The 22,634-nt window shown below is 68.0% G+C and carries 22 protein-coding genes, 3 tRNA genes and 1 pseudogene; 12 read left to right on the forward strand and 14 right to left on the reverse strand.

Translation table 11 applies throughout. The features are described from left to right. Positions 1 to 40 precede the first annotated feature (40 nt). The 5 genes from L324_RS35160 to L324_RS35170 form a co-directional block, all read right to left on the reverse strand. Positions 41 to 1,528 (reverse strand): PPE domain-containing protein, encoded by a 1,488-nt coding sequence (locus L324_RS35160; protein ID WP_037319166.1) that lies wholly within the window; start codon positions 1,526 to 1,528, stop codon positions 41 to 43. A 17-nt stretch (positions 1,529 to 1,545) separates the two neighbouring features. Further along, a complete protein-coding gene (locus tag L324_RS41900; RefSeq protein WP_081736568.1) occupies positions 1,546 to 2,082 on the reverse strand; it encodes a DUF3558 family protein in 537 nt (178 codons plus the stop codon). Next, on the reverse strand, positions 2,082 to 2,633 hold the full coding sequence (locus L324_RS41905; RefSeq protein ID WP_081736569.1) for a DUF3558 family protein: 552 nt from the start codon (positions 2,631 to 2,633) through the stop codon (positions 2,082 to 2,084). The genes L324_RS41900 and L324_RS41905 overlap by 1 nt, the downstream gene beginning before the upstream one ends. Before the next feature lie 12 nt (positions 2,634 to 2,645). Beyond that, positions 2,646 to 3,062, reverse strand: a complete 417-nt coding sequence (locus tag L324_RS35165; protein WP_037319169.1) for a hypothetical protein — start codon at positions 3,060 to 3,062, stop codon at positions 2,646 to 2,648. Between the two features lie 94 nt (positions 3,063 to 3,156). Beyond that, positions 3,157 to 3,909 carry an ESX secretion-associated protein EspG gene (locus tag L324_RS35170; protein WP_235783739.1) on the reverse strand — a complete coding sequence of 251 codons (753 nt, stop codon included), beginning with the start codon at positions 3,907 to 3,909 and terminating at the stop codon, positions 3,157 to 3,159. Positions 3,910 to 4,045: 136 nt separating this feature from the next. On the opposite strand from L324_RS35170, the gene L324_RS35175 reads away from it, so the two are divergent. Further along, complete coding sequence (locus L324_RS35175; RefSeq protein ID WP_037319175.1) at positions 4,046 to 6,727, forward strand: tetratricopeptide repeat protein; 2,682 nt, start codon at positions 4,046 to 4,048, stop codon at positions 6,725 to 6,727. 81 nt (positions 6,728 to 6,808) lie between these two features. Here L324_RS35175 and L324_RS35180 read toward each other — a convergent pair whose 3' ends face one another. From L324_RS35180 to L324_RS35205, 6 genes are all read right to left on the reverse strand, one after another. Further along, positions 6,809 to 7,393 (reverse strand): PaaI family thioesterase, encoded by a 585-nt coding sequence (locus L324_RS35180; protein WP_020633063.1) that lies wholly within the window; start codon positions 7,391 to 7,393, stop codon positions 6,809 to 6,811. A gap of 9 nt (positions 7,394 to 7,402) precedes the next feature. Continuing rightward, entirely contained in the window at positions 7,403 to 8,818 is a 1,416-nt protein-coding gene (locus L324_RS35185; protein ID WP_037319178.1) for an MFS transporter, read from the reverse strand. Positions 8,819 to 9,030: 212 nt separating this feature from the next. Beyond that, a complete protein-coding gene (locus L324_RS35190; protein WP_235783740.1) occupies positions 9,031 to 9,486 on the reverse strand; it encodes a hypothetical protein in 456 nt (151 codons plus the stop codon). Between the two features lie 4 nt (positions 9,487 to 9,490). Then, entirely contained in the window at positions 9,491 to 10,048 is a 558-nt protein-coding gene (locus tag L324_RS35195; protein ID WP_037319182.1) for a SigE family RNA polymerase sigma factor, read from the reverse strand. Continuing rightward, positions 10,049 to 10,369, reverse strand: a complete 321-nt coding sequence (locus L324_RS35200; RefSeq protein WP_438938474.1) for a hypothetical protein — start codon at positions 10,367 to 10,369, stop codon at positions 10,049 to 10,051. A gap of 160 nt (positions 10,370 to 10,529) precedes the next feature. Further along, positions 10,530 to 11,768, reverse strand: a complete 1,239-nt coding sequence (locus tag L324_RS35205; RefSeq protein WP_037319376.1) for a L,D-transpeptidase — start codon at positions 11,766 to 11,768, stop codon at positions 10,530 to 10,532. Positions 11,769 to 12,189: 421 nt separating this feature from the next. On the opposite strand from L324_RS35205, the gene L324_RS35210 reads away from it, so the two are divergent. Continuing rightward, complete coding sequence (locus tag L324_RS35210; protein WP_003097368.1) at positions 12,190 to 12,393, forward strand: cold-shock protein; 204 nt, start codon at positions 12,190 to 12,192, stop codon at positions 12,391 to 12,393. A 115-nt stretch (positions 12,394 to 12,508) separates the two neighbouring features. On the opposite strand, the gene L324_RS35215 is transcribed toward L324_RS35210, so the two are convergent. After that, entirely contained in the window at positions 12,509 to 12,928 is a 420-nt protein-coding gene (locus L324_RS35215) for a hypothetical protein (RefSeq protein WP_037319189.1), read from the reverse strand. A 619-nt stretch (positions 12,929 to 13,547) separates the two neighbouring features. Between L324_RS35215 and L324_RS35220 the strand changes: the two genes are divergently transcribed. The 10 genes and pseudogenes from L324_RS35220 (at position 13,548) to L324_RS35265 (ending at position 19,499) form a co-directional block, all read left to right on the forward strand. Then, positions 13,548 to 13,802: a hypothetical protein gene (locus L324_RS35220; RefSeq protein WP_037319192.1), complete on the forward strand. Its 255-nt coding sequence runs from the start codon at positions 13,548 to 13,550 to the stop codon at positions 13,800 to 13,802. 125 nt (positions 13,803 to 13,927) lie between these two features. Beyond that, positions 13,928 to 14,707 (forward strand): SCO6745 family protein, encoded by a 780-nt coding sequence (locus tag L324_RS35225; RefSeq protein ID WP_037319195.1) that lies wholly within the window; start codon positions 13,928 to 13,930, stop codon positions 14,705 to 14,707. Between the two features lie 145 nt (positions 14,708 to 14,852). Further along, positions 14,853 to 14,925, forward strand: a tRNA-Glu gene (locus L324_RS35230). 28 nt (positions 14,926 to 14,953) lie between these two features. Continuing rightward, a tRNA-Asp gene (locus L324_RS35235) sits at positions 14,954 to 15,027 on the forward strand. Between the two features lie 31 nt (positions 15,028 to 15,058). Beyond that, positions 15,059 to 15,132 (forward strand) — tRNA-Phe (locus L324_RS35240). Positions 15,133 to 15,287: 155 nt separating this feature from the next. After that, positions 15,288 to 16,496, forward strand: a pseudogene (locus L324_RS35245) (efflux RND transporter periplasmic adaptor subunit). Further along, entirely contained in the window at positions 16,493 to 17,197 is a 705-nt protein-coding gene (locus tag L324_RS35250) for an ABC transporter ATP-binding protein (protein ID WP_037319198.1), read from the forward strand. Before L324_RS35245 ends, L324_RS35250 begins: the two are co-directional and overlap by 4 nt. After that, positions 17,194 to 18,396 (forward strand): ABC transporter permease, encoded by a 1,203-nt coding sequence (locus L324_RS35255; protein WP_037319201.1) that lies wholly within the window; start codon positions 17,194 to 17,196, stop codon positions 18,394 to 18,396. The genes L324_RS35250 and L324_RS35255 overlap by 4 nt, the downstream gene beginning before the upstream one ends. A gap of 8 nt (positions 18,397 to 18,404) precedes the next feature. Continuing rightward, entirely contained in the window at positions 18,405 to 18,638 is a 234-nt protein-coding gene (locus tag L324_RS35260) for a hypothetical protein (protein ID WP_235783741.1), read from the forward strand. A 39-nt stretch (positions 18,639 to 18,677) separates the two neighbouring features. Further along, positions 18,678 to 19,499 (forward strand): arylamine N-acetyltransferase family protein, encoded by an 822-nt coding sequence (locus L324_RS35265; RefSeq protein ID WP_037319204.1) that lies wholly within the window; start codon positions 18,678 to 18,680, stop codon positions 19,497 to 19,499. Between the two features lie 4 nt (positions 19,500 to 19,503). On the opposite strand, the gene L324_RS35270 is transcribed toward L324_RS35265, so the two are convergent. After that, positions 19,504 to 19,803, reverse strand: a complete 300-nt coding sequence (locus tag L324_RS35270) for a GNAT family N-acetyltransferase (protein ID WP_037319207.1) — start codon at positions 19,801 to 19,803, stop codon at positions 19,504 to 19,506. Next, positions 19,800 to 22,577, reverse strand: coding sequence for a sensor domain-containing protein (locus L324_RS35275; RefSeq protein ID WP_037319209.1), 2,778 nt, complete (start codon positions 22,575 to 22,577; stop codon positions 19,800 to 19,802). The genes L324_RS35270 and L324_RS35275 overlap by 4 nt, the downstream gene beginning before the upstream one ends. Between the last annotated feature and the right edge of the window lie 57 nt (positions 22,578 to 22,634).

Consider the following 22,634-nt stretch of genomic DNA (forward strand, 5'->3'; position numbering starts at 1 on the left):
CGGGCCGTTCGGGATCGCTCCCGAACGGCCCGTTTCGCGCCTAGGGGGACTTCTCGCCGATCACCGGCGGTACCGGCTTCGTTTCGCCGTCGTAGCCGCCGAACAAGACGTCGGCGTCCTCTTCCTGCAGGTAGTTCGGGGCCTTCTTTTCCTTGTCCTCTTCCTTCTGCCCCTTGCCACCGGGACCGCCGGCGCCCATCGCGCCCGGACCGCCGCTCTTGCCCGCCGCGGCCGCGCCGCCCCGGGTGACCCGCTCCTCGGGCAGCTTGCCCGACCCGGACCCGCCGCCCTTGCCTGCCAGCCTCTCGGCCTCCCCGGCCGAAACCTTCCCGCCCGAAAGCCGCTCCGCGACGTTGCCCGATCCGCCGTTCCGCCCGAACCCGCCGCCGCTCTTGCCGCCGCCACCGGTCAACCGGCTCGCCGCACTGCCACCCGGCCCGCTCGGCGTCCGGCCGGGCTTGCCGCGGTACTGCTCGCTGCCCAGCCGCCCGAGCCCGGTGGGCCCAGGACTGTTGAGCGCGGCCAGCCCCGGCGCCGGCCCAGGCCGGAACGACCCCGGCGGCCCGCCGAACGTCTGGCCCGGCCCCGGCGTCCCGGTGTGCCCGCCGCCCGTGGTGATCCCCGGCCCCGGCGTCGGCCCGCTCGGCCCACCCGGCCCGGGCGTTCCAGGCCCAGGACCGCTACTCGGCCCCGGCCCGCCACTGAACCCCTTGACGTCACTGCCCCCGGAGAACCCGGACGCCGTCGTCGAATCGCCCATTTCCGGCGGCGGGGCGAAGGTGGGCTGTTTGGAATTGACGTCGAAGAGCGACTGGTCGTAGGTGTGCATCACCTGCGCGGCCTGCTGATGCGCCTGGAACGACTGCTCCTGCTTGGCCGAGATGTTGCCGACCGTGTCCACCGCGCCCGCGAAGTTCCCCGACGCGAACTGCTGTATGGCGGTCTTGTATTCGGCGTTGCGATCGAAGGGGATCTCTTCGGGCATGGAGTTCTTCGCGGTGGTCGCCGCGGCGGCCGACTGGGAGAAGCGGTTGGAAGCGAGGTACGCGCCGTCGCCCGCAGTGTCGGCCCACTTGCTGATGTTGGAAAAGAAGCTGGTGACCGCCTGCGCGCCATCTCCCTGCCAGTGCTCGCCCTCTTTGCTGATCGCGGCGCGGACGGCGTTGCTGAAGGTATTCAGTGAGTTGCCCTGGTTGTTCCAGAGTTCCCCTTTTTCGTCGATGTCACGAGGGTCGAGGTCCTGCGTGACCATGTTCTTCAACTCGCCGTGCGGGACGGCTTCGTAACGCTGTTCCGAAGGGTTGAGGCCGGTCCGGAACTGTTGACCTTGGGACAGCGCCGCGGCCTGCTCGCCGGAGTACTGCCCCGCTTTCGCCTCAGCCGTCAGCTTCGCGGTCAGGGAGTTTCCGCCGGGACCGGCATTGGTCTCGTTGTACGTGTCCGAGTAGCGCTTGGCCTCGTAATCGCGATTGGCCTTGCCGGTCACGGAGAACGTGCTGTTGAAGTCGTCTTGCCCGACGTTGACCATGGTCCCTCCCCGTTCCGTCAGTTCCCTCTTGGCAGTTTCGGCTCAGCGGCTGTCGCGATTTCCCTGGACAGGGCGCAGGCTTCCTCGTTGGTTCCCTTGTTCAAGGATGTCGATGCCGTGAGCCGGGAACCCGCTGTCACGGCGATCGCGACCGTGCATGCCTGTTTCCCCGCATCACCGGGAATTTCGACGGCCTCCCGGCTGCCGACTTTCGTGGGAATCTTGGTTCCCTGCCCTGGTGACAGCTGGTCGATGCCGGCCTCCGGAACGATATAAATGCTTACGGAGCCGTATCCTTGCTTTCTTGCCGCACAGCCGTTGTCACTTTCGTAGGTCTCTTCTTTGGGAGACTCGAATCCCTTGGCCGTGGTTGTCGGCTCTAGCAAGTCGCAGGCATTGAGGTTCCTGAATACATCGGCCGACCGAGTGCTGGACTTGATCGCCGCGGCCTGAGGCACGGCGCTACCCGGAAGCTCGGACGAACAAGCACTGGCCGCAACCGCGAGTACCGCGACAGGAGCGACCGGAGAACCGGGACCTGAGTGAAGGGCCATCAGCCCACCCTGGGAAGTTTGGGCTCAGCGGCGACGGCCAGTTCCCTGGCAAGGGCACACGCTTCTTCGTTCGTGCCCTCGTTGAGGGACGTAGATGCCGTCATTCGGGCGTTGGGCGTGACGGCGATCGCCACCGTGCAGGCTTCCGTACCGGAGTCCCCCGGAATTTCCACTGCCTCGCGGCCACCGACCTTTGTCGGGATCTTGGTTCCTTGCCCGGCCGACAGTTGGTCTATCCCGGCCTCGGGTACGAGATAGATACTGACGGAGGCGTATCGACGTTTCTGTGCGGCGCATCCGTTGTCGCTCTCCGCTGTCTCGACGACTGGCGGATCGAAGCCCTTTGGCGTCGTGATCGGCTCAAGAAGGTCGCAAGCCTTCAGATCACCGAATACGTTCGCAGTCCCATTTCCCTGGGTGGACGGCGGCGGCGTTGGGTTCGTCGCTGTCATGGCGTTGCCGGGTTTTTCGGACGAACAGGCGGAGAGCGTGAGCGCAAGGGCGGCAGGTACCAGCGCGGCGAGAACCCAAAGCTTTGATTTGGTGGTCATATCAGTAATCTGTCAGTCCTGTCGCAGGGAGTTCAGCTGGTCAGCGTTGCCTGAGTCTCGCTGGTGATATCGAACCTTGGCCAGATCGATCGCTTCTTTGGCACGGTTGAGCACGTTCTGCAGCGCGTCCAACTGCCTCTTGGCGGACAGTTCGTCGCCGTCTGCCACCAACGAGGCGTGATGGCCAACTTGCTGAGCGAACGGGCCAGTGCCTAGTTTCGGTTTCTCGGCAAGGCGGTGGAAGTGCCGTTGGTTGTTCGTCCAGTCATCGACGTAGTCGTCGATCGCCGTCTTCAACGCCTCGCCGGCCTCTTCGCTGACCGCGAACTTTCCTTCCTTCGCCGCCTTGACCATCGCGTCGGCCTGCGCCGAGAAATCGCCCAGCATCGCCGAGAAGTCGCCCGGCGGTCCGCCGGTGCCGTCCGTCATGGTCTCTCCCCTGTACCAAGTCCCGGTTACTCGTAGCGCTCGTCAGATCACGATATCAGCGGAAACGACCCCGAAGGCCGCCTTCCGGCGAGGATCACGCGCTGCCGACGCGGGCGGCTTCGACCAGGTCGTGGATCCATCGTGCCAGGTGAGAGCCGTTGGTCGGGGTGAAAGTGCGCCGGACCTCGCCGTCGGGGAAGCGGTCGGTGGTGAGCATGAAGCGGCCCTGGACGCTGTCGAACCACTGGACGCTCTTCTGCTGCGGTTTACCCCGGTCGTCGCGCAGGGTGATGCCGATCGTGCCGAGCCGCGCGAGGGGGTACTCGAAGAACCGGCCCGCGGCGCCCAGGCGGAGATTGTCGGGATCTTCGTCGAACGGGTCGTCCGGTCGTTTGGACGGGGGAAGGGTGCTGGACGTCGTCACTCGTCCGGGGAAGGGCTGCAGTGACGGAAGGTTGTCGAGGAGGACGGCGACGACCTGTTCGGGGTAAACCGGTTCGAAGAGGATGTCGAATCCGCGTTGTTGGCTCACGACGCCCAGACGCCGGTCCCAGGTCCCCCGATAGAGGTATTCGGCGTCCTGTTCGACTTCGTGCGCTTCCAGGGTGACGACGAAGTCCGCTGTGGCCCAGAGCCGGAGCGTCGCTTCGTAGTCCGGCAGGAGTTCGCGGCCGCGCGCGAAGCCGCGGTCGGCCAGTTCGGCCCAGACCTCGTCGCAGTGTCGCTCGCGTTCGGTGTTGGTGGTGCCGACGGTCGGCATTTCGAAGGGCAGCACGAATCTGCCGAGCCCGAGTTCTTCGAGTACGACGTCGAGCTGGGCCATCGACATCGAAAATGACGCAGGCACTCCGGTCCTCCCCCTCATCACCTGCTGAATCGGTTCTCTCCCGCACCGTAGCGGGTTCGACCCGGCACGGGCACGACCTGCCTGGCCACGACTAGGATCAGGGACGACGTCGTCGCGGGGATTTCGGGAGGTACCAGTGTCGGAGGAGCCGCGCCGTCCTCGGCACGCAGCGCCGGATGGCCCCACGCCGGACAACGAGGCGGAGCCCGCCTCTTGGACGCCGCCCGCCCCGGTCCGCTGGGAGACGCCGGAACCCTCCATTTCCGGCAGGCTCGATCTCTCCGAACCGCCGAAGCCGAACCCCGCTCCGCAGCCGGAGAACGACGCCGAGCGCACGATCTATCACGCGCCGGTCCAGCGCCCGCAGACTCCGCCGCGCGGTCAGCAGCGGCCGATCCCCGGCGCCGACGACCCGACGCGTCCGCCGGGCGACATGGCGCCGGTGACACCGCAGACCCAGGTGGTCCGCCCCGAGTGGCAGGTTCCCGCCGACGCGCCGCAGCCGACCAGTGTGCTCTCCTCGCCGACCCCCGAGACGCAGAGCATCATGCCGCCGTCGCCGCGGGTCGACCACGGACCAGGACCGCTGCCGGACCCGGGCACGGAAAGCGTGCTCCCCGAGCGGTCCAGCGAAAGCCGGGGGACGGGCACCGGCACGGGAACGGGCACCGGATCGGGCAGCCGGGGGACAGGCACCGGAACCGGTTCGTTCCCCGGAACCGCCCGCCGGACGTCGTCGCGCACCTCTCGCCGCGGCCGTCTCGGCGCCGGGCTCGTCGACGTCCCGCAGGTGCCGTATCGCGACCCGGCCTCCGCTGTCCTCGAGAACCCGATGGTGTCGGAGGAGAAACGCTTCTGCGGCAGCTGCGGCGCCAAGGTCGGCCGGGGCAAGAACGGTGAACCCGGTGCCCCGGAAGGCGAATGCGAGAAGTGCGGGAACCCGTTCTCCTTCGTCCCGAAGCTGCGGCCGAACGAGATCCTCGGCGGCCAGTACGAGGTGCTCGGCGCGCTCGCGTACGGCGGGCTCGGCTGGATCTACCTCGCGCAGGACCACAACGTCAGCGACCGCTGGGTGGTGCTCAAGGGCCTGATCGACACCGGTGACGCCACCGCGATGGCGGCCGCGGCCAACGAGCAGCGGTTCCTCGCCGAGGTCGAGCATCCGAACATCGTCAAGATCCACAACTTCGTGCAGCATCCCGACGGCGACACCGGCAACTCCGTCGGCTACATCGTCATGGAGTACGTCGGCGGCCAGTCGCTGCGCCAGCTCGCGCTCGCGCACCATCGCGAGACGAAGCGCCCGGAGCCACTGCCGATCGGCCAGGTGATCGCCTACGGGCTCGAGATCCTGCCCGCCATGGGCTACCTGCACAGCCAGAACCTGCTGTACTGCGACCTCAAGCCCGACAACGTCATCCAGACGCACGAACAGCTCAAGCTGATCGACCTCGGCGCCGTCCGCCGCATCGACGACTACGAGAGCCCGCTGTTCTTCACGACCGGTTACAGCGCACCCGAACTGGCGACCCACGGCGCTTCGGTGGCGTCGGACCTGTACACGGTCGGCCGCACGCTCGCCGTCCTCAGCTTCGAATTCTCCGGTTACACCAGCAAGTACAAGACGACCTTGCCCGGACCGGACGTCGTCCCGCTGTTCGCGCTTTTCGGTTCGTACTACCGCTTCCTGAAGCGCGCGACGCACACCGACCCGGACCGCCGGTTCATCGCGGCCGAGGAGATGGCCGACCAGCTGACCGGTGTACTGCGCGAGATCATGGCGCTGGGCACCGGAAAACCGCGTCCGGGCGCTTCGACCGTCTTCGGTCCCGAGACCCGCACCTTCGGCGTCGACCTGGTCGTCCCGGAGCACGGCGGGAGCGTGCCGCTGCCGGATCCGGGCGAGGTGGTCTCCGGCCTGCCCATCCCGCAGGTCGACACGGACGACCCGGCGGCGGGCATGCTGGCCTCGACGGTCGCCCTCGATCCGAGCGGCGCGATCGAGTCGCTGGCCGGCGCACCGCGTGAGTCGATCGAGGTCCGGTTGCGCATCGTCCGGGCCCGGATCGAACTCGGTGAGCTGGTCGAGGCGCAGCGGCAGCTGCAGGCCGCGCAGTACCTCGCCATCAAGGCCGGTTTCCCGCACGACTGGCGGATCGACTGGTACCGCGGCCTCATCGAACTCGCGGGTGGCCGCTCCCGCGTCGCGCACGTCGCGTTCGAAGCGGTGTACGACGACCTGCCCGGCGAGATCGCGCCGAAGCTCGCTTTGGCGGTCAGCGCGGAAGGCGTCGGGGACTACTTCGGCGCCGCGCGCTACTACGAGCTGGTGTGGCGAACGGACCGGTCGTACGTCAGCGCCGCCTTCGGCCTCGCTCGGGTGTATCTCGCGCAGGGCGCCCGTGCCAGCGCGATCGAAGTGCTGGAAGCCGTCCCGGCGTCGTCCACGCACTACGTCGCCGCGCAGGTGGCCGCGATCAAGATCAAGACCAGGATCAACGGCGGCGGCAAGGATCCGGTGCCGGTGTCCGAACGCGACCTCGTCGACGCTTCGACGCGGCTGGAGCGGCTGCAGCTCGACGCCGAACGTCGCACGCGGCTGTCCGCGGAGGTCCTCGAAGCGGCGTACGGCTGGCTTAACGCGCAGAACCGGCCGACACCGGGCGCGAAGGTGCTGGGCTGCGACCTGGCCGAGCGGGATCTGAGGTTCGGGCTCGAGCGCTGCTACCGCACCCTGGCGCGGCTGGCGGGCACGGTCGACCAGCGCGTCGAACTCGTCGACAAGGCGAACGCGATCAGGCCGAGGACCCTCACCTAACCCAGCATTTCGTCCTCTGGATGCGGTAGTTCGTAGGGCGAACCACCGCATCCAGAGGACGAAATGCTCAGGGGTTGACGCTCAGGGGTTGATGTCCCACTCGCGTTCGCGCTTGGCCTTTTCGTGTGCGGCGGCGAGCTTCTGCAGTGCCTCGGGGTCCCCGTGGGTACTGAAGTGCTCGAACTCGACCCGCACGAACAACGCCCGCGCGCGCACGGCCACAGGACCGTCTTCGGCGTCGAGACGCCCGTCGGCGCTCACGTAGATCTTGCGACCCGCGACACCGTCCAGCTTCGTCGCGATGTAGAGCGTCGAACCGACCGGCACCGGCCGCAGGAAGTCGGTCTCCAGTTTCCCGGTGACGGCGGGACGACGCAGCAGGTTGCCGACGGTCGCGCCGAGCGCCTCGTCGAAGGCGCAGGCCAGCAGGCCGCCATGGGCGAGGCCGGGCGCACCCTGGTGGGCGGAGGTGACGGTGAACTTCGAGTACACCGTCGTCCCTTCGCCCACCGTGGAATGCAGGTGGAGCCCGGCCTCGATCTCGTCGCCGCACCCGAAACACTCACCGAAGTGGATGCCCAGGTGGCTGCCCGGCTGCGGGGCCTTCGGGTGGACGGTCGCCGGTTCGACTTCGACCGGCGGCCACGGCTGCGAGATACGGCTCATGGAGAAACGTTAACCCGCCGGTAGCTCCGAGGGGTCGCCGGGCGCGACCACCTCCGGCTTCCGCCGCCGCGCGATCCGCGAGTTCACGATGCCGCGCAACGACACCCCGGCCGTCTCCGGCAGCAGCAGGATCGGGATGGCCGCGATCGCCGCCGCGCCCATCAGGTAGTACGCGGGCCACAGGTTGTCGCCGGTCGAGGTCACCAGGCTGCCGATGATGTACGACGCCGTGCCACCGAACGCCGCGGTGGAAACGCTGTACCCGATGGAGAAACCGCCGTAGCGCTCCTGCGTCGGGAACATCGCCGGCAGCGTCGCCGCCAGCACCGCCAGGATCAGCACCAGCGGCACCGCGATCATCACCAGGCCGAGCATGAGCTGCCAGGCGTTCCGGTCGTCCGCGGCCGCGCCCATCAAGGAGAACGCCGGGATCGGCAACACCAGGAAGCTCGCGCAACTCGCGATCAGGATGGGTTTTCGCCCGATGCGGTCGGACAGGATGCCGACCGGCACGATCAAGACGAGCATCAACGCGATGGTCGCCAGGATGATCAGCAACGGCGTGTGCCCGCTGAAGCCGACCACGTCCTTGAGGTAGGTCTCCAGATACGTGATCACGATGTAGTCGGCCACGTTCAGCATCACCACGATGCCGATCAGGTGCAGGATCGACGTCCAGTGCTTCTTCAGCAACGCCTTCAGCGGCGACTTCTCGACCTGGTTCTTCTTCTCGATCTCCTGGAACAGCGGAGTGTCCTCCAGCTTGTTCCGCAGGTAGAGACCGACGATGCCGAGCGGTCCGGCGATCAGGAACGGCAGGCGCCAGCCCCATTCGCGCATGGCGTCGTCGCCGAGGATCACGGTGAAGATCGTGACGAAGCCCGCGCCCATCGCGAAGCCGACGAGCGTCCCGAACTCCAGCCAGCTGCCCCAGAAACCCCGGCGCCGGGCGGGGGCGTACTCGGCGATGAACGTCGCCGCGCCGCCGTATTCACCGCCCGCCGAGAAGCCCTGGATGGTGCGCAACAGGATCAGGAGGACCGCCGCGGCCGGACCGATCGTCGCGTAGGACGGCAGCAGGCCGATGATGAACGTCGACCCCGACATCAGGATGATCGTCAGCGCGAGCACCTTCTGGCGCCCGATCTTGTCCCCCAGCGGGCCGAACACGAAGCTGCCGAACGGCCGCACGATGAACGTGATCGCCAAGACCGCGAAGGTCGCCAGAGCGCCTTCGGAAGTACTGGAGGCGTTGAAGAAGACCTGTCCCAGGATGGCGGGCATGAAGCCGAAGACACCGAAGTCGTACCACTCGATGCAGTTACCCATCGCCGCTCCGGCGACGGCCTTTCTGATCTGCTCCGGCGGGGCCTCCGCTGGTTCCCCTTTTTCCTGATGCGCGGTACTCAGCGCCTCTTCGGCCATGGGTTTGACCTCCCGACCCACCCGTTTACTTACCCATCGTCGACGGTTTGTTCCCTCGACCGTAGGTGTTCAAACGTGCGGGTTCAGCGCTTTGCGTCGATCGCGCGAGCCCTGTTCCCCCAAGCAGGTGACGAAGCACCAGGTGAAGCCGATGTCGGAGAATTTCCGATTACTTTGGGTTATCCCTCGCGATCCGGACTTACCGGACGCCGTCAGCGGGTCGGAGCCGCTGTCGGCGGCACCACGGTCGACGGTTTCGTTCCGGAAGGTGCCCGCGGCGGGGTGGTCGTCGTCCGGGCGGGTTGCGTGGTCTTGGGGAGCGAGCGCGTCTGGCCCGGCTTGGCGACCGTACCGGGCGCGGGCGGCTGTTCCACGGGAGTGATCTCCGGCAGGGGCGACTCCTCGGGGGGCGTGACCGGCGCGGGGGAGACGGTGGACAGTCCCGGTCCGGCAGGCTGCACCGGCGCGGGACCCTCGCCGGCGCGGCCACCCACGGCGACCGCCCCGAGCACGATCACCGCGGCCGTGGCCAGCGAACTGCCCGCCACGGCGAGCCGCTTGCGCCGTCGCCGGATCCGGCCACCCCGCTCGATGATGTCCGCCGCCCGGATGCCCAGCGGGGGACCGTCGACCCCGTGCGAAAGCACGCTCTTGATGTCCTCGTCCATCTCCTCACCTCCCATCGCCGTGCACTCCGCTCAAACTCAGTTCACCGAAATGCGGACCCAGCCGCTTACGCAGGGTCGCCAGGCCCCTGGCGCTCTGACTCTTCACGTTGCCGGTGCTGCACCCCAGCGCCGCGGCCGTCTCCTCGACGCTGAGATCTTCGAAGTAGCGCAGCACCAGCACGGCCCGCTGCTTCGGCGCGATGCCGGACAGGGCATGCCTGACCAGCATCTCTTGTTCGTTCCCGCCACTCTCCGCCGGGAGTTCAGGTAGCTCGCCGGTGAGCTTCTCCCGTTTCCGCCAGACCCGCCGGTGTTCGGAGAGGAACGTCCGCAGCACGATCTTGCGCGCATAGCCGTCGAGCGCGTCGTGGCGGGCGAGCCTCGGCCAGGCCAGATAGAGCTTGAGCAGCGCGGCCTGGGTGATGTCCTCGGCCTGATGCCAGTCGCCGCACAGGAGGTACGCGGTGGCACGCAGGTTGTGCGCGCGCTCGCCGAAGTACCGGGCGAACTCGCCGTCCCACGGCGAGCCCGTCCCGGTCTTCGACGAGCGGCTGGACGACACCTAGTTACCGGCTCCTTCGACGACGGCGGGGAGGTTCAGGTCACCGGTCGGTCCGGCCGGGACCGCCTTCGGCACCCGGTGCTCGCCCGGCTTTTCGACGGCGGGGCGGGTCTTCTGCCCCGGAGTGGGCTCCGCGCGCGGGGGAGCGGTGGTCGGCATGGGCGCCGCCGTCGGGTTCCCGGTCGGCTTCGCGGTGGGGGGAGCCGGGGCGGGCTGGGTCGTGGTGGGCGCCTGGTCCGCCGCCGCGAGCGAGGTGCCCGTCAGTGCGGCGCCGGCCGCCAGCAGCAGCGCTCCGACGGAAAGTGCGATACGAGTGCGCAAGGGTGTCTCCTCGATCCGGGCGCCGCTCATTGGCCGCGGCGCCTTACGCCGTTAGACATGCGCCTCGCTCGCCCTGGGGTTGCATCGAGTTTCGGCCGATCTTGAAACACGAACGGCCGGGAGACCACGCAGGTCTCCCGGCCGCCCGGTTCCAGAGAAATCACTTCAGCGCCGACAGCGCCTTCCACTCGTCCCAGGTGTAGGCCCAGTTCGTGTAGTTGCGCTGCTTGTTCATCTGCACGCTGCTGCCTTCGATCACCACGGGGTCGCCGACGAGCGCGCCGTCCATGTACTCCTTGGCGTTGGCCGGGGACAGGTTCGCGCAGCCGTGCGAGATGTTCTTCTTGCCCTGCGCCCACATCGATTTCGCGTAGCCGTGGATGAACTCGCCGTTCGTGGAGAACCGGACCGCGGACGGCACGACGACGTTCTCGTAGTCGTAGCGCTGGTTGGTCATCGAGTACGTGTCGTGCTTCGACATCACCACGTGCGTGCCGCTCGGCGTGACGCGACCGGGATCGGCGTCGAGACCGTAGCTGGCCGGGTAGTCGGCGATCTGCTGGCCGTCGCGGACCACGACCAGCCGGTGGGTCTGGGTGTTGCCGGTGACGATCTGCGAACGGCCGATGGTGAAGCTCGCCGAGCGATCTTCCTTGCCGTACACGCCTTCGCCGATCTTCACGCCGTAGATCTTGGCGTTGAACTTCACCGTGGTGCCGGGCTTCCAGTACTCCTTCGGCCGCCACTGGACCTCGGTGTCGTCGTGGACCCAGCCCCAGGAACCCTCGGTCTTCGGGTTGGTCTCGACGGAAAGCGCGCGCTCGACCGACGCCTTGTCGGTGACGCCGCCGGGGAAGGTCAGCGAGATCGGCATGGCGATCCCGTAGGTCTGCCCGTCGAAGACGTTGATGTTCGCGCCCACCTGCTTGCGCGGTTTGACCGTGGTGAAGGCCCCGCCGATCTCGACGGGCTTGCCGTCGGTACCGGTGGCCTTGCCGGACCACGTGTAGGACTTGCCGTAGCCGAGCTGTTCGGTGGTGGACCAGCTCTTCTTGTCTTCGGACGGCTGGCCCGCGACCTGTTTGCCCTCCGGATTGGTCAGCACGACCTGATCGAGCGTGCCGTCGGCGACACTGACCCGGATCGGCTGGCCGGGCGCGACGTCCTGCGCGCCCGCGGCCGGCTCGTAGGTCAATTTGGCGGGCGCGGCGGCCTTCCCGCCGGTCTCGCTGTTGAGCGGGCCGCCGCCGTCCGGCCCGCTGGCCGACACGGTCGGCTCGCTGCTGCACGCCCCCAGCGTCAGAACCGCCACCAGCCCCAGTGCCGCGATCGCCGCTCGGCGGCGGGCGGTTTCAGTGAACCTCAAAGCTTCCCCTTTGCTCCCCTGTACACCGACCATGACGTTCGGACCGCCCCGGAAGTTGATCGGACCGAGAGTGATGCGAGTCACAATCGGGTGGATCATAGTTCACGATCGGGGCATGACCGACTTCGGTCCGTGTCCGACGCTGACCTGAGGTCGGCGTGCGGCGACAGGGTAGCGAGGGGGTCCGACAGAAGGCCGCGCGGTATACGACGTTCCGGTGACCTTGGCTCCGGGGGGTGCCCAGAGTCCGATCACGGGCTTCAAATATGGCCAGATCCCGGTACTCTGCCATCAGGCCGTCGTTTTGCGTGTTCGTGGCTTCACACTCGCGGAACTTCTGACGCGAGCCATGAGCCGGTGACGCGCTCTTCGCTCGACTCGTTGGAACCGCCCGGGACGGTCTGGGTGTCGCTTCGGCGGCACTCGAAGCGGATGTGCAACGAGGAGTACAGCGGTGGCGCAAGGCACTGTGAAGTGGTTCAACGCGGAGAAGGGCTTCGGCTTCATCGCGCAGGATGGCGGCGAGGGCGACGTCTTCGTTCACTACTCGGAGATCGAGGGCCGCGGTTTCCGCACCCTCGAGGAGAACCAGCGAGTGGAGTTCGAGGTCGGTCAGGGCCAGAAGGGCCCGCAGGCCCAGAAGGTCCGCGCGATCTGAGTCCGCCCTTTCGGCGTTGCTCAGACTGATCAAAAAGCCCCCGGCGTTCTCGCCGGGGGCTTTTTCTGTGCGGTGAAAGCTTCTTCGTTCGTGCTGTTCCGTTCCGGGTGCCGCGTCAGCGGGCGACGGGCTGATCGAACGCGTTGGCGTCGAAGCGGAATTCGTCGGTGTGGGCTTCTTCGTGGCGGCGCTGCTGGGCCGAGTTGGCCTGCGACTCCCACGAGAGGCGCTCGAGGATCCATTCCTGCGCCAGGGCCTGCGGCGACAGGTCACGCTCAGCGGCGGCGTCCTTGAGCTGTTCCATGGCGATGAGGTTCATCCGCAGCTGGAACACCTGCGCTTCACCGAAGCGCTTGCCGGTGCCGGTGCTTTCCGGGTCGTTCTCGGGAGCGAGGGCACGAAGGTAGCTGGTGAGCTCCGTGTCTTCGACGACCGCTTCGGCCTCCTTGGAGGCGGAGTTGCGGTGACGACCGGGGTTGACCGGCTTCAGGTTCGTGCGGCTGCCGTTACGACGGCTCAGGGAAGGAAGGGGCACCGGGCCACGATAACGGTTCGGTCTCGGCAAACCAACCACAGTGAGCCACGACACACCCCTTTTATTTCCCCATTCGGCCCAACCCACCCAAGAAACCGATTTCCCGTGATCACAAACCGCAACACCCAAGCATCACGAAAGCAATTCGCGCGAGCACAAGATGAGTTGCCAGCCGTCACCGGTGGTGGGCTGCCAACCGCCACCGCACGGCCCTGGGGGGTCCGGGGGGGGTGGCCCCCCGGGATAGCACTACGACCCACGGCGAAGTCGCGAAGCGACGAGCAAGTGGGTCGAGACGCGACAAGCAAGTGGAATGAGACGACCCCCGCGCCAGGGGGAGGAACGCGGGGGTCGGAGGGGATCTCCACAGGCGCTGACCGGGGGTGTGTCAGCAAATCGATTGTTGCACGGTTTGCTGAGAAGGGCGAGTGGGCGCGGGCAGAATTCCGGTCGGCGCGTCACCTCTGGTTCGTCTGTGGTTCATGTGGCGCCGGTGTCCGCGTGATTGCTCTGCGTTGTGCGGAGCGTGTCGACAGGTTCACTCTCCGGGGGGCTGTGTGGCGTGGCCGGCTGTGGCTAGCCTCGCGGCCAAGCTGTTCGTTGGCCGTTTGGAGGAACCATGGGTGGGTCTGTGGAAGTTCGACAGTTCCTCCTTCGGTACGAAGGTGCCGATGGGGGTAGTTCAACGGTGGCCGGTGGTCTGCCGGCGCAGCGCACGGGTCAGGGGGATGCCCAGCGGGTGTCCGACGACCAGGTGCGCCGTGCCCGGCTGGCGGTGGCCAACGGGGCGCTGGGTGTCGATGACTGTGTCCAGTTGCTGGACATGCTGGGGTTGACGCTGGATGAGGACGGGCAGGCGCCCGTCCAGCGCTGAGGTTTTCCCGAAGCCCGGTCGCGTGGTGTGTTCACCGCGCGACCGGGCTTTTTTCGCGCTTGACGCCAGGGTCCCCAGTTGTGTAACACTGTTATTATTCAACTGGCGGGAAGGTGGCAAGCAGCATGGGTGACGAAGCGACGATCGAACTCGCACACGAGATCCGGGGCACGGTGCAGGACCTGGGCGGGCGTTTCATGACGTCTCCGGAACTCGCCGAAGTCGAGGCCGAAGTGGGTCTGCCGCCGCGGACGCTGTACCTGCGAGGGCGTTCCGCGGTCCTGGGCGACCCGCCGCCGAAGGTCGTCGCGGAGCTGTTCGGGATCTTCCCGCACTGGCTCTTCGAGTTCGCCTTGCCGCCCGCGATGGCCGCTCTCGACGCGGCTTCCGCGGTCCGTGCCTACTCGCGGTCATCGGCGAAGTGGGGGCGAGTCAATCTTTCGGACGCCGACGACCCGGGTCGGCTGGCCGATCTGCTCTTCCGTCTCGTGGACTCCGCGGACGCTAGTGGTCTCGCGTTGTTCGCCGGCTGGCAACTCGCCGAACGTCCGGCGGACGACGTGGAGCGCCTGGCGTTCGCGCTCATGGTCTTCCGCGAGTTCCGCGGTGGCGTCCACTTCGCCGCCCTCCGCGCCGCGGGCCTGACGGTGCCCGAGGCCGTCGTCGCGGACCCTGAGGGCGGCCGTGGCCGTCTTCTGCGCACCGCGTGGTCCGAGGAGGCCGCCGACGCGCTGATCGCCGCGGCGGAGGCCAAGGGTGATCTGCGGGCGCGGTGGCGGCACGCCGAGCGGCTGACCGACGAGCGCGTGGCCGAACTTCTCGCCGTCACCCTCACGGACGCCGAGCGGGACGAACTCCGGCGGCGTCTCGGCGCCTTGCGGGCCGGTTCGGCGCTGGTATCCTGACCTCGTCGCGTTCTCGCAGGTCCCAGCCCTGCGCAGGGCTTAGTGGACCCCCTTGCGGGAGCCAAAACGGGGGTGTCCTATAGTTATGTTCGCTCCCGGGGGGACCTGAGAGCGCGGGTCGGTCGGTTCGCCGAAACCGAACCGGGCTCCCATCGTCCAGCGGCCTAGGACTCCGCCCTTTCAAGGCGGCAACGCGGGTTCGAATCCCGTTGGGAGTACGCAGTACAGTTACAATGCAGTATGCAAGGCCCTGTGGCGCAGTTGGTTAGCGCGTCGCCCTGTCACGGCGAAGGTCGCGGGTTCGAGTCCCGTCAGGGTCGCAAGATCGTTCGGCTCCTTGCCGGCGTTCCCGGCCAGGTAGCTCAGTTGGTACGAGCGTCCGCCTGAAAAGCGGAAGGTCGCCGGTTCGACCCCGGCCCTGGCCACCGCTCTCAGAACCGCCTCGACTCGGTCGAGGCGGTTTTTTCATGCCCGGGGCCGCCTCGGCCGAAGCCGGGACGGCTTCGCGGCCGATCGGATCCACAGCCGGCACACAGCCGATCAACAGCCTCCTGCCAAGGAGCGGCGGCAGGGTCGCCGCATGACGCGAGCGCGCCCCTCCAAGGCCTGGGTGATCAACGGTGTGTTGATCGTGCTGCTGGCCGGAGCAGGTTTCGGGATATACCAGGCATTCAGCCCCACGCGGAACACTGCGGAGGCCCAGACGCGCAGTACACCGGTCCGCCGGGCGACGGTCACCGAGAACGTCACCGCCGCGGGGACCCTCGCCAGTGGCTACACCGGCACGGCGAACTTCGCCACGGCGGGCAAGGTCGCGTCGATCGACGTGAAGGTCGGCGATGTCGTTTCAGCAGGCCAAAAACTGGCGACCGTCGACAGTGCTCAGGCGGCGAAGGAACTCGAGGTCGCGAAGGCGAATCTCTCGGTCGCGCGGGGCAATCTGGACACCGCCGAGACGGCTGAGGACACCCCCGCCGGAGGTCAGAACAGCGTCGCCTCGGCGCAGGCCAAACTGGACCAGGCCGAGCTGGACGTCCAGAGCGCGCAGACCGCGCTCGACAACACCACGCTCCACGCGCCCGGCGCGGGAACGGTCACCGCGATCAACGGCACCGTCGGGCAACCGTCCTCCAGCGGCACCTCCGGAAGCTCGCAGTCATCCACCCAGAGCGGGAATTCCCCTGCCGCGACGTCGTCCTCGTCGTCCACCGGCAGCGGGTTCATCACCATCACGAACCTGGCCGACCTGGTCGTCGACACCTCGATCGCCGAGATCGACGTCAGCAAGGTGAAGGCGGGGCAGAAGGCGACGGTGACGCTGAACTCCTTGCCGGACAAGCCGGTTCAGGCGACCGTGTCCAGTGTCGACCTGACGCCGACGACCAGTGGCAGTGTCGTGTCCTACCGCGCGAAGCTGGCGCTGACCGATCCTCCCGAGGGATTGCGGCCCGGCCAGTAGGCGAGTGTCGTGGTCACCGTCGCCGAGGCCCAGAACGCGCTGAGCGTCCCCGCCGCCGCGGTGCGGACCGCCGGGGGCGGGAACGTCGTCACCGTGCGGGAGAACGGCCAGGACGTCCCCCGCCAGGTGCAGGTGGGGCTTCGCGGCGCGTCGACGGTGCAGATCACCTCGGGACTGACCGAGGGGGAGAGCGTCGTGCTGACCGCGACGGCCGCCACCGGCACCGGGGGTACCGGACGGACGGGTGGCCTCGGGGGACTTCCCGGTGGCGGGACCGGTGGCGTCCAGCGTGGCCCCGGTACCGGGGGCGGCTTCGGCGGTCGGGGATGAACCCGGTGATCGCGGTCTCCGGGCTGCGCAAGACCTACGGGGACGGGGAGACCGCGGTGCACGCGTTGCGCGGCGTCGATCTCACCGTCCTGCCCGGCGAGTACGTCGCGATCATGGGCGCCTCCGGCTCGGGCAAATCGACGCTACTGAACGTGCTGGGCTGTCTGGACGTGCCGACCTCGGGGGAATACCTGCTCGACGGAGTCGGCGTCGGCGATCTCAATGAGCGCCAGCTCGCGTTGCTCCGCAATCGCAAGATCGGTTTCGTCTTCCAGTCCTTCAATCTGGTACCGCGCACCTCCGCTCTGTCCAATGTGGAGCTTCCGTTGATCTACAGTGGACTCCGCCGGTCGGCCCGGCGGGCACGCGCGCTCGCCGCGCTGGAACTGGTCGGCCTGTCCGATCGTGCCCGGCACCTGCCGAGTGAGCTTTCGGGCGGGCAGATCCAGCGGGTCGCGGTGGCGCGGGCGCTGGTCACCGGGCCCGCGATGCTGCTGGCCGACGAACCGACCGGCAACCTCGACCGGCGCAGCACCGAGGACGTCCTCGGTGTCTTCGACCGGTTGAACCGGCTCGGCCGCACTATCGTGGTGATCACGCACGAGGACGAGGTCGCCGCGCACGCGCGCCGGATCATCCGTGTCGACGACGGGCTCATCGTCTCGGACGAGGCGATCCGCGCCGTGGGGGTGGCGTCGTGAACCTCCTGGAGATCCTGCGGTTCGCGATCCGCGGGCTCACCGCGAACAAGCCGCGTTCGGCGCTCACCACACTCGGCATCACCATCGGCGTCGCCGCGGTGATCCTGCTCGTCGCGGTGGGCAACGGTGCCTCCGCGGCCGTCGCGGCGAGCATCCAGGGGCTGGGCACCAACGTCGTCACCGTGTCCCCGGTGCGCGGCGGCGGCCAGAGCGCGACGGCGCGTCCGCTGACGGTGCAGGACGCGCACGCGCTCATCGACCCGATCGGCGCCCCGGACGTCAAGGCGGCGTCCCCGGTGGTCACCACGACGGCCACCGCTGCCCAGGGCCAGACGTCGTACGACGTACCGAGCGTCGTGGGCACCGAACCCGCGTACTTCACGACGACCAACCGGGAGATCGCCGACGGAGCCCTGTTCACCGCGGAGGACGTCGCGGCGGCACGGAAGGTCGTCGTCCTCGGCCCGACGACGGCCCAGTCGCTCTTCGGCACGGCCGAACCGGTCGGCCGGAACGTGCTGCTCAACGGGATCCAGTTCACCGTCGCGGGGGTGCTCCGCGCGCAGGGGAGCACCGGACCGCAGAACGCCGACGACGTCGCGATCGCGCCGATCTCGGCGGTGCAGAACTCGTTGGCGGGCTACGGAAGTCTGAGCCAGATCGTCGCGCAGGCGACGAGCGCGGACGCGGTTTCCCTTGCCCAGACGGAGATCACCGCGATCCTCGACGCGCGGCACGGTATCCGCGCCGGTGGCACGGCCGACTACCAGATCCAGAATTCCGCACAACTGCTCGCGACCCGCACTTCGGCCACCGAGACGTTCACCGTGCTGCTCGCCGCCGTCGCGGCCATTTCCCTGCTGGTCGGGGGCATCGGTGTCACCAACATCATGCTGGTCACGGTGACCGAGCGGATCCGGGAGATCGGCATCCGCAAGGCCGTCGGCGCCCCGAGGGCGGCCATTCTCGGCCAGTTCCTCGCCGAGGCGACCATGCTCAGCCTGTTCGGCGGGCTGCTCGGCGTCGCGATCGGGCTGATCGGCAGCCGGTTCACGATTTCCGGGATCCAGCCGGTCGTGGTGCCGTCCTCGATCTTTCTCGCGTTCGCCGTTTCGGCCCTGATCGGGCTGTTCTTCGGGGTCTTCCCGGCGAACCGGGCCGCGAAGCTGCGGCCGATCGACGCCCTGCGTCACGAATAGGAGTTCCGATGTCCTCATCGACCGAAGCCACCGAACCGACCGCGGAGGAGATCGTCGCCGGTCCGGCGGTGACCGGTGACCTCCACGGCGAGCTGAGCCGCGCGGCCCGGCCGTTCTCCCGGACTACGCGGGTGCTCGCCGGGCTGGTGGTGCTCGCGGCCGTGTTCGCCGCCGGCGCCTGGACGCACGCGGCGTTCGCCCCGGCGTCGGCGCCGGTGCCCGTCCGCCAGGCCGTCCGCTGATCTTGACCTCGAGTCAGGTGGAGGTGTCACGCTTTCGGCATGACACTCGCACCTGAACAGGTCGACGAATGGACCGTCGACACCCTCGACCTCGACGCGTACCTCCGCCGGATCGGCCAAGAGCGCGCGAAGCCTTCCGCCGCCGCGTTGCGTGAACTGGCGAAGGCCCACGTCCTGGCCGTTCCGTTCGAGAACGTGGACGTCGTTTTGGGGCAGCACAAGGGAATCGCGCTCGAAAACGTGATCGGCAAACTCGTCCGCCGTCATCGTGGCGGTTACTGCTACGAACACGGCAGCCTGTTCGCCGCGGCCGCCGAACAACTCGGCTACCGCGTGCGGCGGCTCGTGGCGCGGGTGCAGCCGCAGAAGAACGGGCCGTACACGCATATGACGCTCGTGGTCGAGGCCGACGGTGTCCGGCACCTGGTCGACGTCGGTTTCGGCGCCGGGATGCTGGTGCCGATGCCGCTGGTCGACGGCGCCGTGGTGGATCAGGCCGGCTGGCCGCACCGGCTCGTCGCCGACGGCGACTGGTGGCGCCTGCAGAAACTGGAGGACGGCGACTGGACCGACCTGCACGCCTTCACGCTCACGCCGATGCACCGGATCGACTACGAGGTCTACCACCACTACACGTCGACGCATCCGCGGTCGCCGTTCACCGGGCAGCTGGTGGTCATGCGCCTGGAGGAGGGGCTCAGCCGGAAACTCGTCGGCGAGGAGTTCATCGTCGAACGCCCGGACGGGACCAAGGAGACCACGAAGATCCCGGCCGCACGGCTCGACGCGACGCTGCGCGAGCTGGACGTCGTGCTGACCGAGGAAGAACTCGCGAAACTGCTGGAGATCTACCCCGGCTGAGGACTCAGAGTTCGAATTCGGCGCGCTTGTCCTCGGGGACGAGGTCCTCGTACTCGCGGTGCTTCGCGATGAACGAGCGCACGTACGGGCAGTAGGGCAGGACCGACCTGCCCTTCGCCCGGACGTCGTCGAGCGCGGCGGTCACGAGCTTGCCCGCCAGGCCCTGGCCGGCGAAGTCGTCCGAGATCTCGGTGTGCAGGAACAGAATCGCGTCCGGCCGCGTACGGGTATCCAGGTGCCCGGCGGGTTTCCCGTCCACGACGATGTCGTAGCGGTCTTCTCCGGATGTGATCTCGACACTCATTCAGCCGCTCCGAAAAGTTCGTCCGGGGGCACGGGGCGGCCGAGATGGAAGCCCTGTGCCTGGTCACAACGCAGCTCGCGCAGGACGGCGAGCTGCTCTTCGTCCTCGACACCTTCGGCGACGACGATCAGGTCGACGGCGTGCGCCATCGCGATGATGCTCTTGACGATCGCGGCCGCGTCGCGGGATTCCGCGATGCCGGTGACGAAGGTGCGGTCGATCTTGAGCGTGTCCAGCGGGAGCCGTTGCAACTGCGCGAGCGACGAATAGCCGGTGCCGAAGTCGTCGATCGCCAGCGAGACACCGAGATCGCGCAACGACGTCAGCACTTCGGCGGCCGCGGCCTGGTCCCGCATCAGCGCGCTCTCGGTGACCTCCAGGGTCAGCGCGTGCGCCGGCAGGCCGGTGGTCTTCAGCGCGTCCTGCACCGTGGGCACCAGATGCGGGTCGTCCAGCTGCCGTGCCGAAAGGTTGACCTTGAGGTTCAGGTCGACGTCGAGCCGTTCGCGCCGCTTCGCGATCTCGCGGGTGGTCGTGCGCAGGACGTGCTTGCCGATCAGGTTGATCAGGTCGCTTTCCTCGGCCAGCGGGATGAATTCGGCGGGCGAGATCGTCCCGTGCGCCGGATGTTTCCAGCGCAGCAACGCTTCCACGGCGACCATCTCGCCGGATTCGATGTCCACGACCGGCTGGTACGCCGTCCAGAGTTCCCCGTTCTGCAGGGCGTCGCGCAGGTCCTGCTCCATGCGGAGCCGCCTTTGCATCCGTTCCCGCAGCTCGACGTCGAAGAACTCGTAGCGCGCGCGGCCTAGCGTTTTCGCCTGGTACATAGCCACATCCGCGTCGCGCAACAGGTCTTCGGCGGTCCGGGTGTCGTCGTTGGCCGCGGTGACGATGCCGATACTGGCGTCGATGTGCAGCTGCCTGCCGTTGACCGTGATGGGTTCGGTCAGCGCCTCGCGCAGATGTTCGGCCAGCGCCTTGATCTCGTCCGGTTCGGTGATCTCCGCGGTGACGACGACGAATTCGTCGCCGCCGAGCCTGCCGACCAGGTCGTTTTCGCCGATTCCCCGGCGCAGCCGTTCACCGACGATGCGGAGCACCTTGTCGCCGACGGAATGCCCGAGGGAATCGTTGATCACCTTGAACTTGTCGAGGTCGATGAACAGCACCGTGGTCAGCTCGGCGCGGCCGGCACCGGACAGCGCTTCGGCGAGGCTGTCCAGCACCAGCGTCCGGTTCGCGAGTTCGGTGAGCGGATCGTGCGTCGCCTCGTGGGCGAGCCGTTCCCCGATCGCGCGACGTTCGGTGATGTCGGTGAACGACGCGACCACGGACTTCGCCGACGGGTCCTCCGGGGTCAGCAGCCTCGACGTCAGCGAGATCCAGACGTCGCCGCCATCGCTCCTTCGCAGTCGCAGCACGACACCGTTCTGCGCGACCCGGGTGCGCCGGGTGATCACCGACGGCATCCTGGCCGGAGGAATGCGCCCCTGCTCGTCGTAGAGCTCCAGCATCACGCAGGGGATGCCGATGAGGTCGTCGTGGTCGACGCCGATGATCCGGCACGCGGCCGGGTTCGCCGATTCGATGAGACCGCCCGGGCCGATCACGACCACGCCTTCGTCGAGCGACGCGACCACCGTGCTGTAGTGCTGCTCGGCGCGCCGCCGGGCCGTTTCGTCCGCGCAGACCAGCACGAAACCGTCGTTCATCTCCGCGGCCGAGATGCGGATGGCCAGTGTCGAGCCGTTGCGGTGGCGGTGGGTCGTCCGCAGGACGCCGCCCTTGCGCAGCACCGTTTCCGGGTCGAGCGCGGCACCGACGAGTTCGCTCACCGTGCCGCCGATCGCCTCCTCCGCCGTCCAGCCGTAGACGTTCTCCGCGGCCGGGTTCCAGCTGGTCACCACCCCGGCGCCGCTGGTGGCGATGATCGCGTCGCTGACGTGGCTGATCAGCGCGGCCTGGTAGCGCAGTGTCGCTTCGGCGGCCTTCTGCGCGCTGATGTCGCGCATGATGACCTGGAAAGCGGGCCTGCCTTCCCAGGTGGTCCGCACCGAAATGCTCTGGACCAGGTACTTCGTGCCGTCGAGGCGGAGCATGACGGTGTCCGCGGGCTCGGTCGACGCGCCCTGGCGATGGAGCGACGCGATCCTGTCCAGCAGGGCGGGGAGCGATTCGTCGGCGACGAAGTCCATGATCGGCCGCCCGATCAGCTCGGCCGTCGAGGACGCTCCGAGCGCGCTGACGGCGGCTCTGTTCACGTACGTGACAACGCCGGCCTCGTGGACACAGACCGCGTCCGGGCTGAGTTCCACCAAGAGCCGGTAACGGTCAGTGAGATCTTCGAGGGCTTGCCGGTTCTCGCGGACGTCGGTCACGTCGGTCGCGATCCCGAGCAATCCGGAAGAACCGTTCTCGTCGCCGAAGGTGCGGGCGCGCAGGCGGATCCAGCGGATCTCCCCGGCCGGGTTCCGGAACGACTGCTCGAGTTCGAACTCGCGCCAGGGTGGCGAGGTGCGGGTGCCGGAGGTCAGCGGGGCCACCAGATCGGCGAGCCGCGACTCGATCTCGGCTTCGCTGAGGCCGGATCCGCCCAGTAGGTTCTCCAGTCCGGGCAGCCAGGACAGGGTCTCGCCCTCGAAGTCGTACGACCAGATGGCGGCGTGGTCGCCCGCGAGGCCGAGATCGCCGACCGGCTCGTTTCCGAGCGGTGCGCCTGTCGGACGACCGGAATTCCCGGCTCCCGGCACGGCGAGGGCGTCAGCCTCCATGATCCGTCCGAACCCCCTCTACCGGTGCTGGCACCGTCGATTACACCACCCGTGAAG

It is taken from the genome of Amycolatopsis orientalis DSM 40040 = KCTC 9412, assembly GCF_000478275.1.
Taxonomy (GTDB): domain Bacteria; phylum Actinomycetota; class Actinomycetes; order Mycobacteriales; family Pseudonocardiaceae; genus Amycolatopsis; species Amycolatopsis orientalis.

Coding starts and splice junctions, on each gene's coding strand:
- L324_RS35160 (WP_037319166.1), bottom strand. CDS start 1,528: ATGGTCAACGTCGGGCAAGACGACTTCAACAGCACGTTCTCCGTGACC.
- L324_RS41900 (WP_081736568.1), bottom strand. CDS start 2,082: ATGGCCCTTCACTCAGGTCCCGGTTCTCCGGTCGCTCCTGTCGCGGTA.
- L324_RS41905 (WP_081736569.1), bottom strand. CDS start 2,633: ATGACCACCAAATCAAAGCTTTGGGTTCTCGCCGCGCTGGTACCTGCC.
- L324_RS35165 (WP_037319169.1), bottom strand. CDS start 3,062: ATGACGGACGGCACCGGCGGACCGCCGGGCGACTTCTCGGCGATGCTG.
- L324_RS35180 (WP_020633063.1), bottom strand. CDS start 7,393: ATGAGCCGTATCTCGCAGCCGTGGCCGCCGGTCGAAGTCGAACCGGCG.
- L324_RS35185 (WP_037319178.1), bottom strand. CDS start 8,818: ATGGCCGAAGAGGCGCTGAGTACCGCGCATCAGGAAAAAGGGGAACCA.
- L324_RS35190 (WP_235783740.1), bottom strand. CDS start 9,486: ATGGACGAGGACATCAAGAGCGTGCTTTCGCACGGGGTCGACGGTCCC.
- L324_RS35205 (WP_037319376.1), bottom strand. CDS start 11,768: ATGGTCGGTGTACAGGGGAGCAAAGGGGAAGCTTTGAGGTTCACTGAA.
- L324_RS35220 (WP_037319192.1), top strand. CDS start 13,548: ATGGGTGGGTCTGTGGAAGTTCGACAGTTCCTCCTTCGGTACGAAGGT.
- L324_RS35225 (WP_037319195.1), top strand. CDS start 13,928: ATGGGTGACGAAGCGACGATCGAACTCGCACACGAGATCCGGGGCACG.
- L324_RS35250 (WP_037319198.1), top strand. CDS start 16,493: ATGAACCCGGTGATCGCGGTCTCCGGGCTGCGCAAGACCTACGGGGAC.
- L324_RS35260 (WP_235783741.1), top strand. CDS start 18,405: ATGTCCTCATCGACCGAAGCCACCGAACCGACCGCGGAGGAGATCGTC.
- L324_RS35265 (WP_037319204.1), top strand. CDS start 18,678: ATGACACTCGCACCTGAACAGGTCGACGAATGGACCGTCGACACCCTC.
- L324_RS35270 (WP_037319207.1), bottom strand. CDS start 19,803: ATGAGTGTCGAGATCACATCCGGAGAAGACCGCTACGACATCGTCGTG.
- L324_RS35275 (WP_037319209.1), bottom strand. CDS start 22,577: ATGGAGGCTGACGCCCTCGCCGTGCCGGGAGCCGGGAATTCCGGTCGT.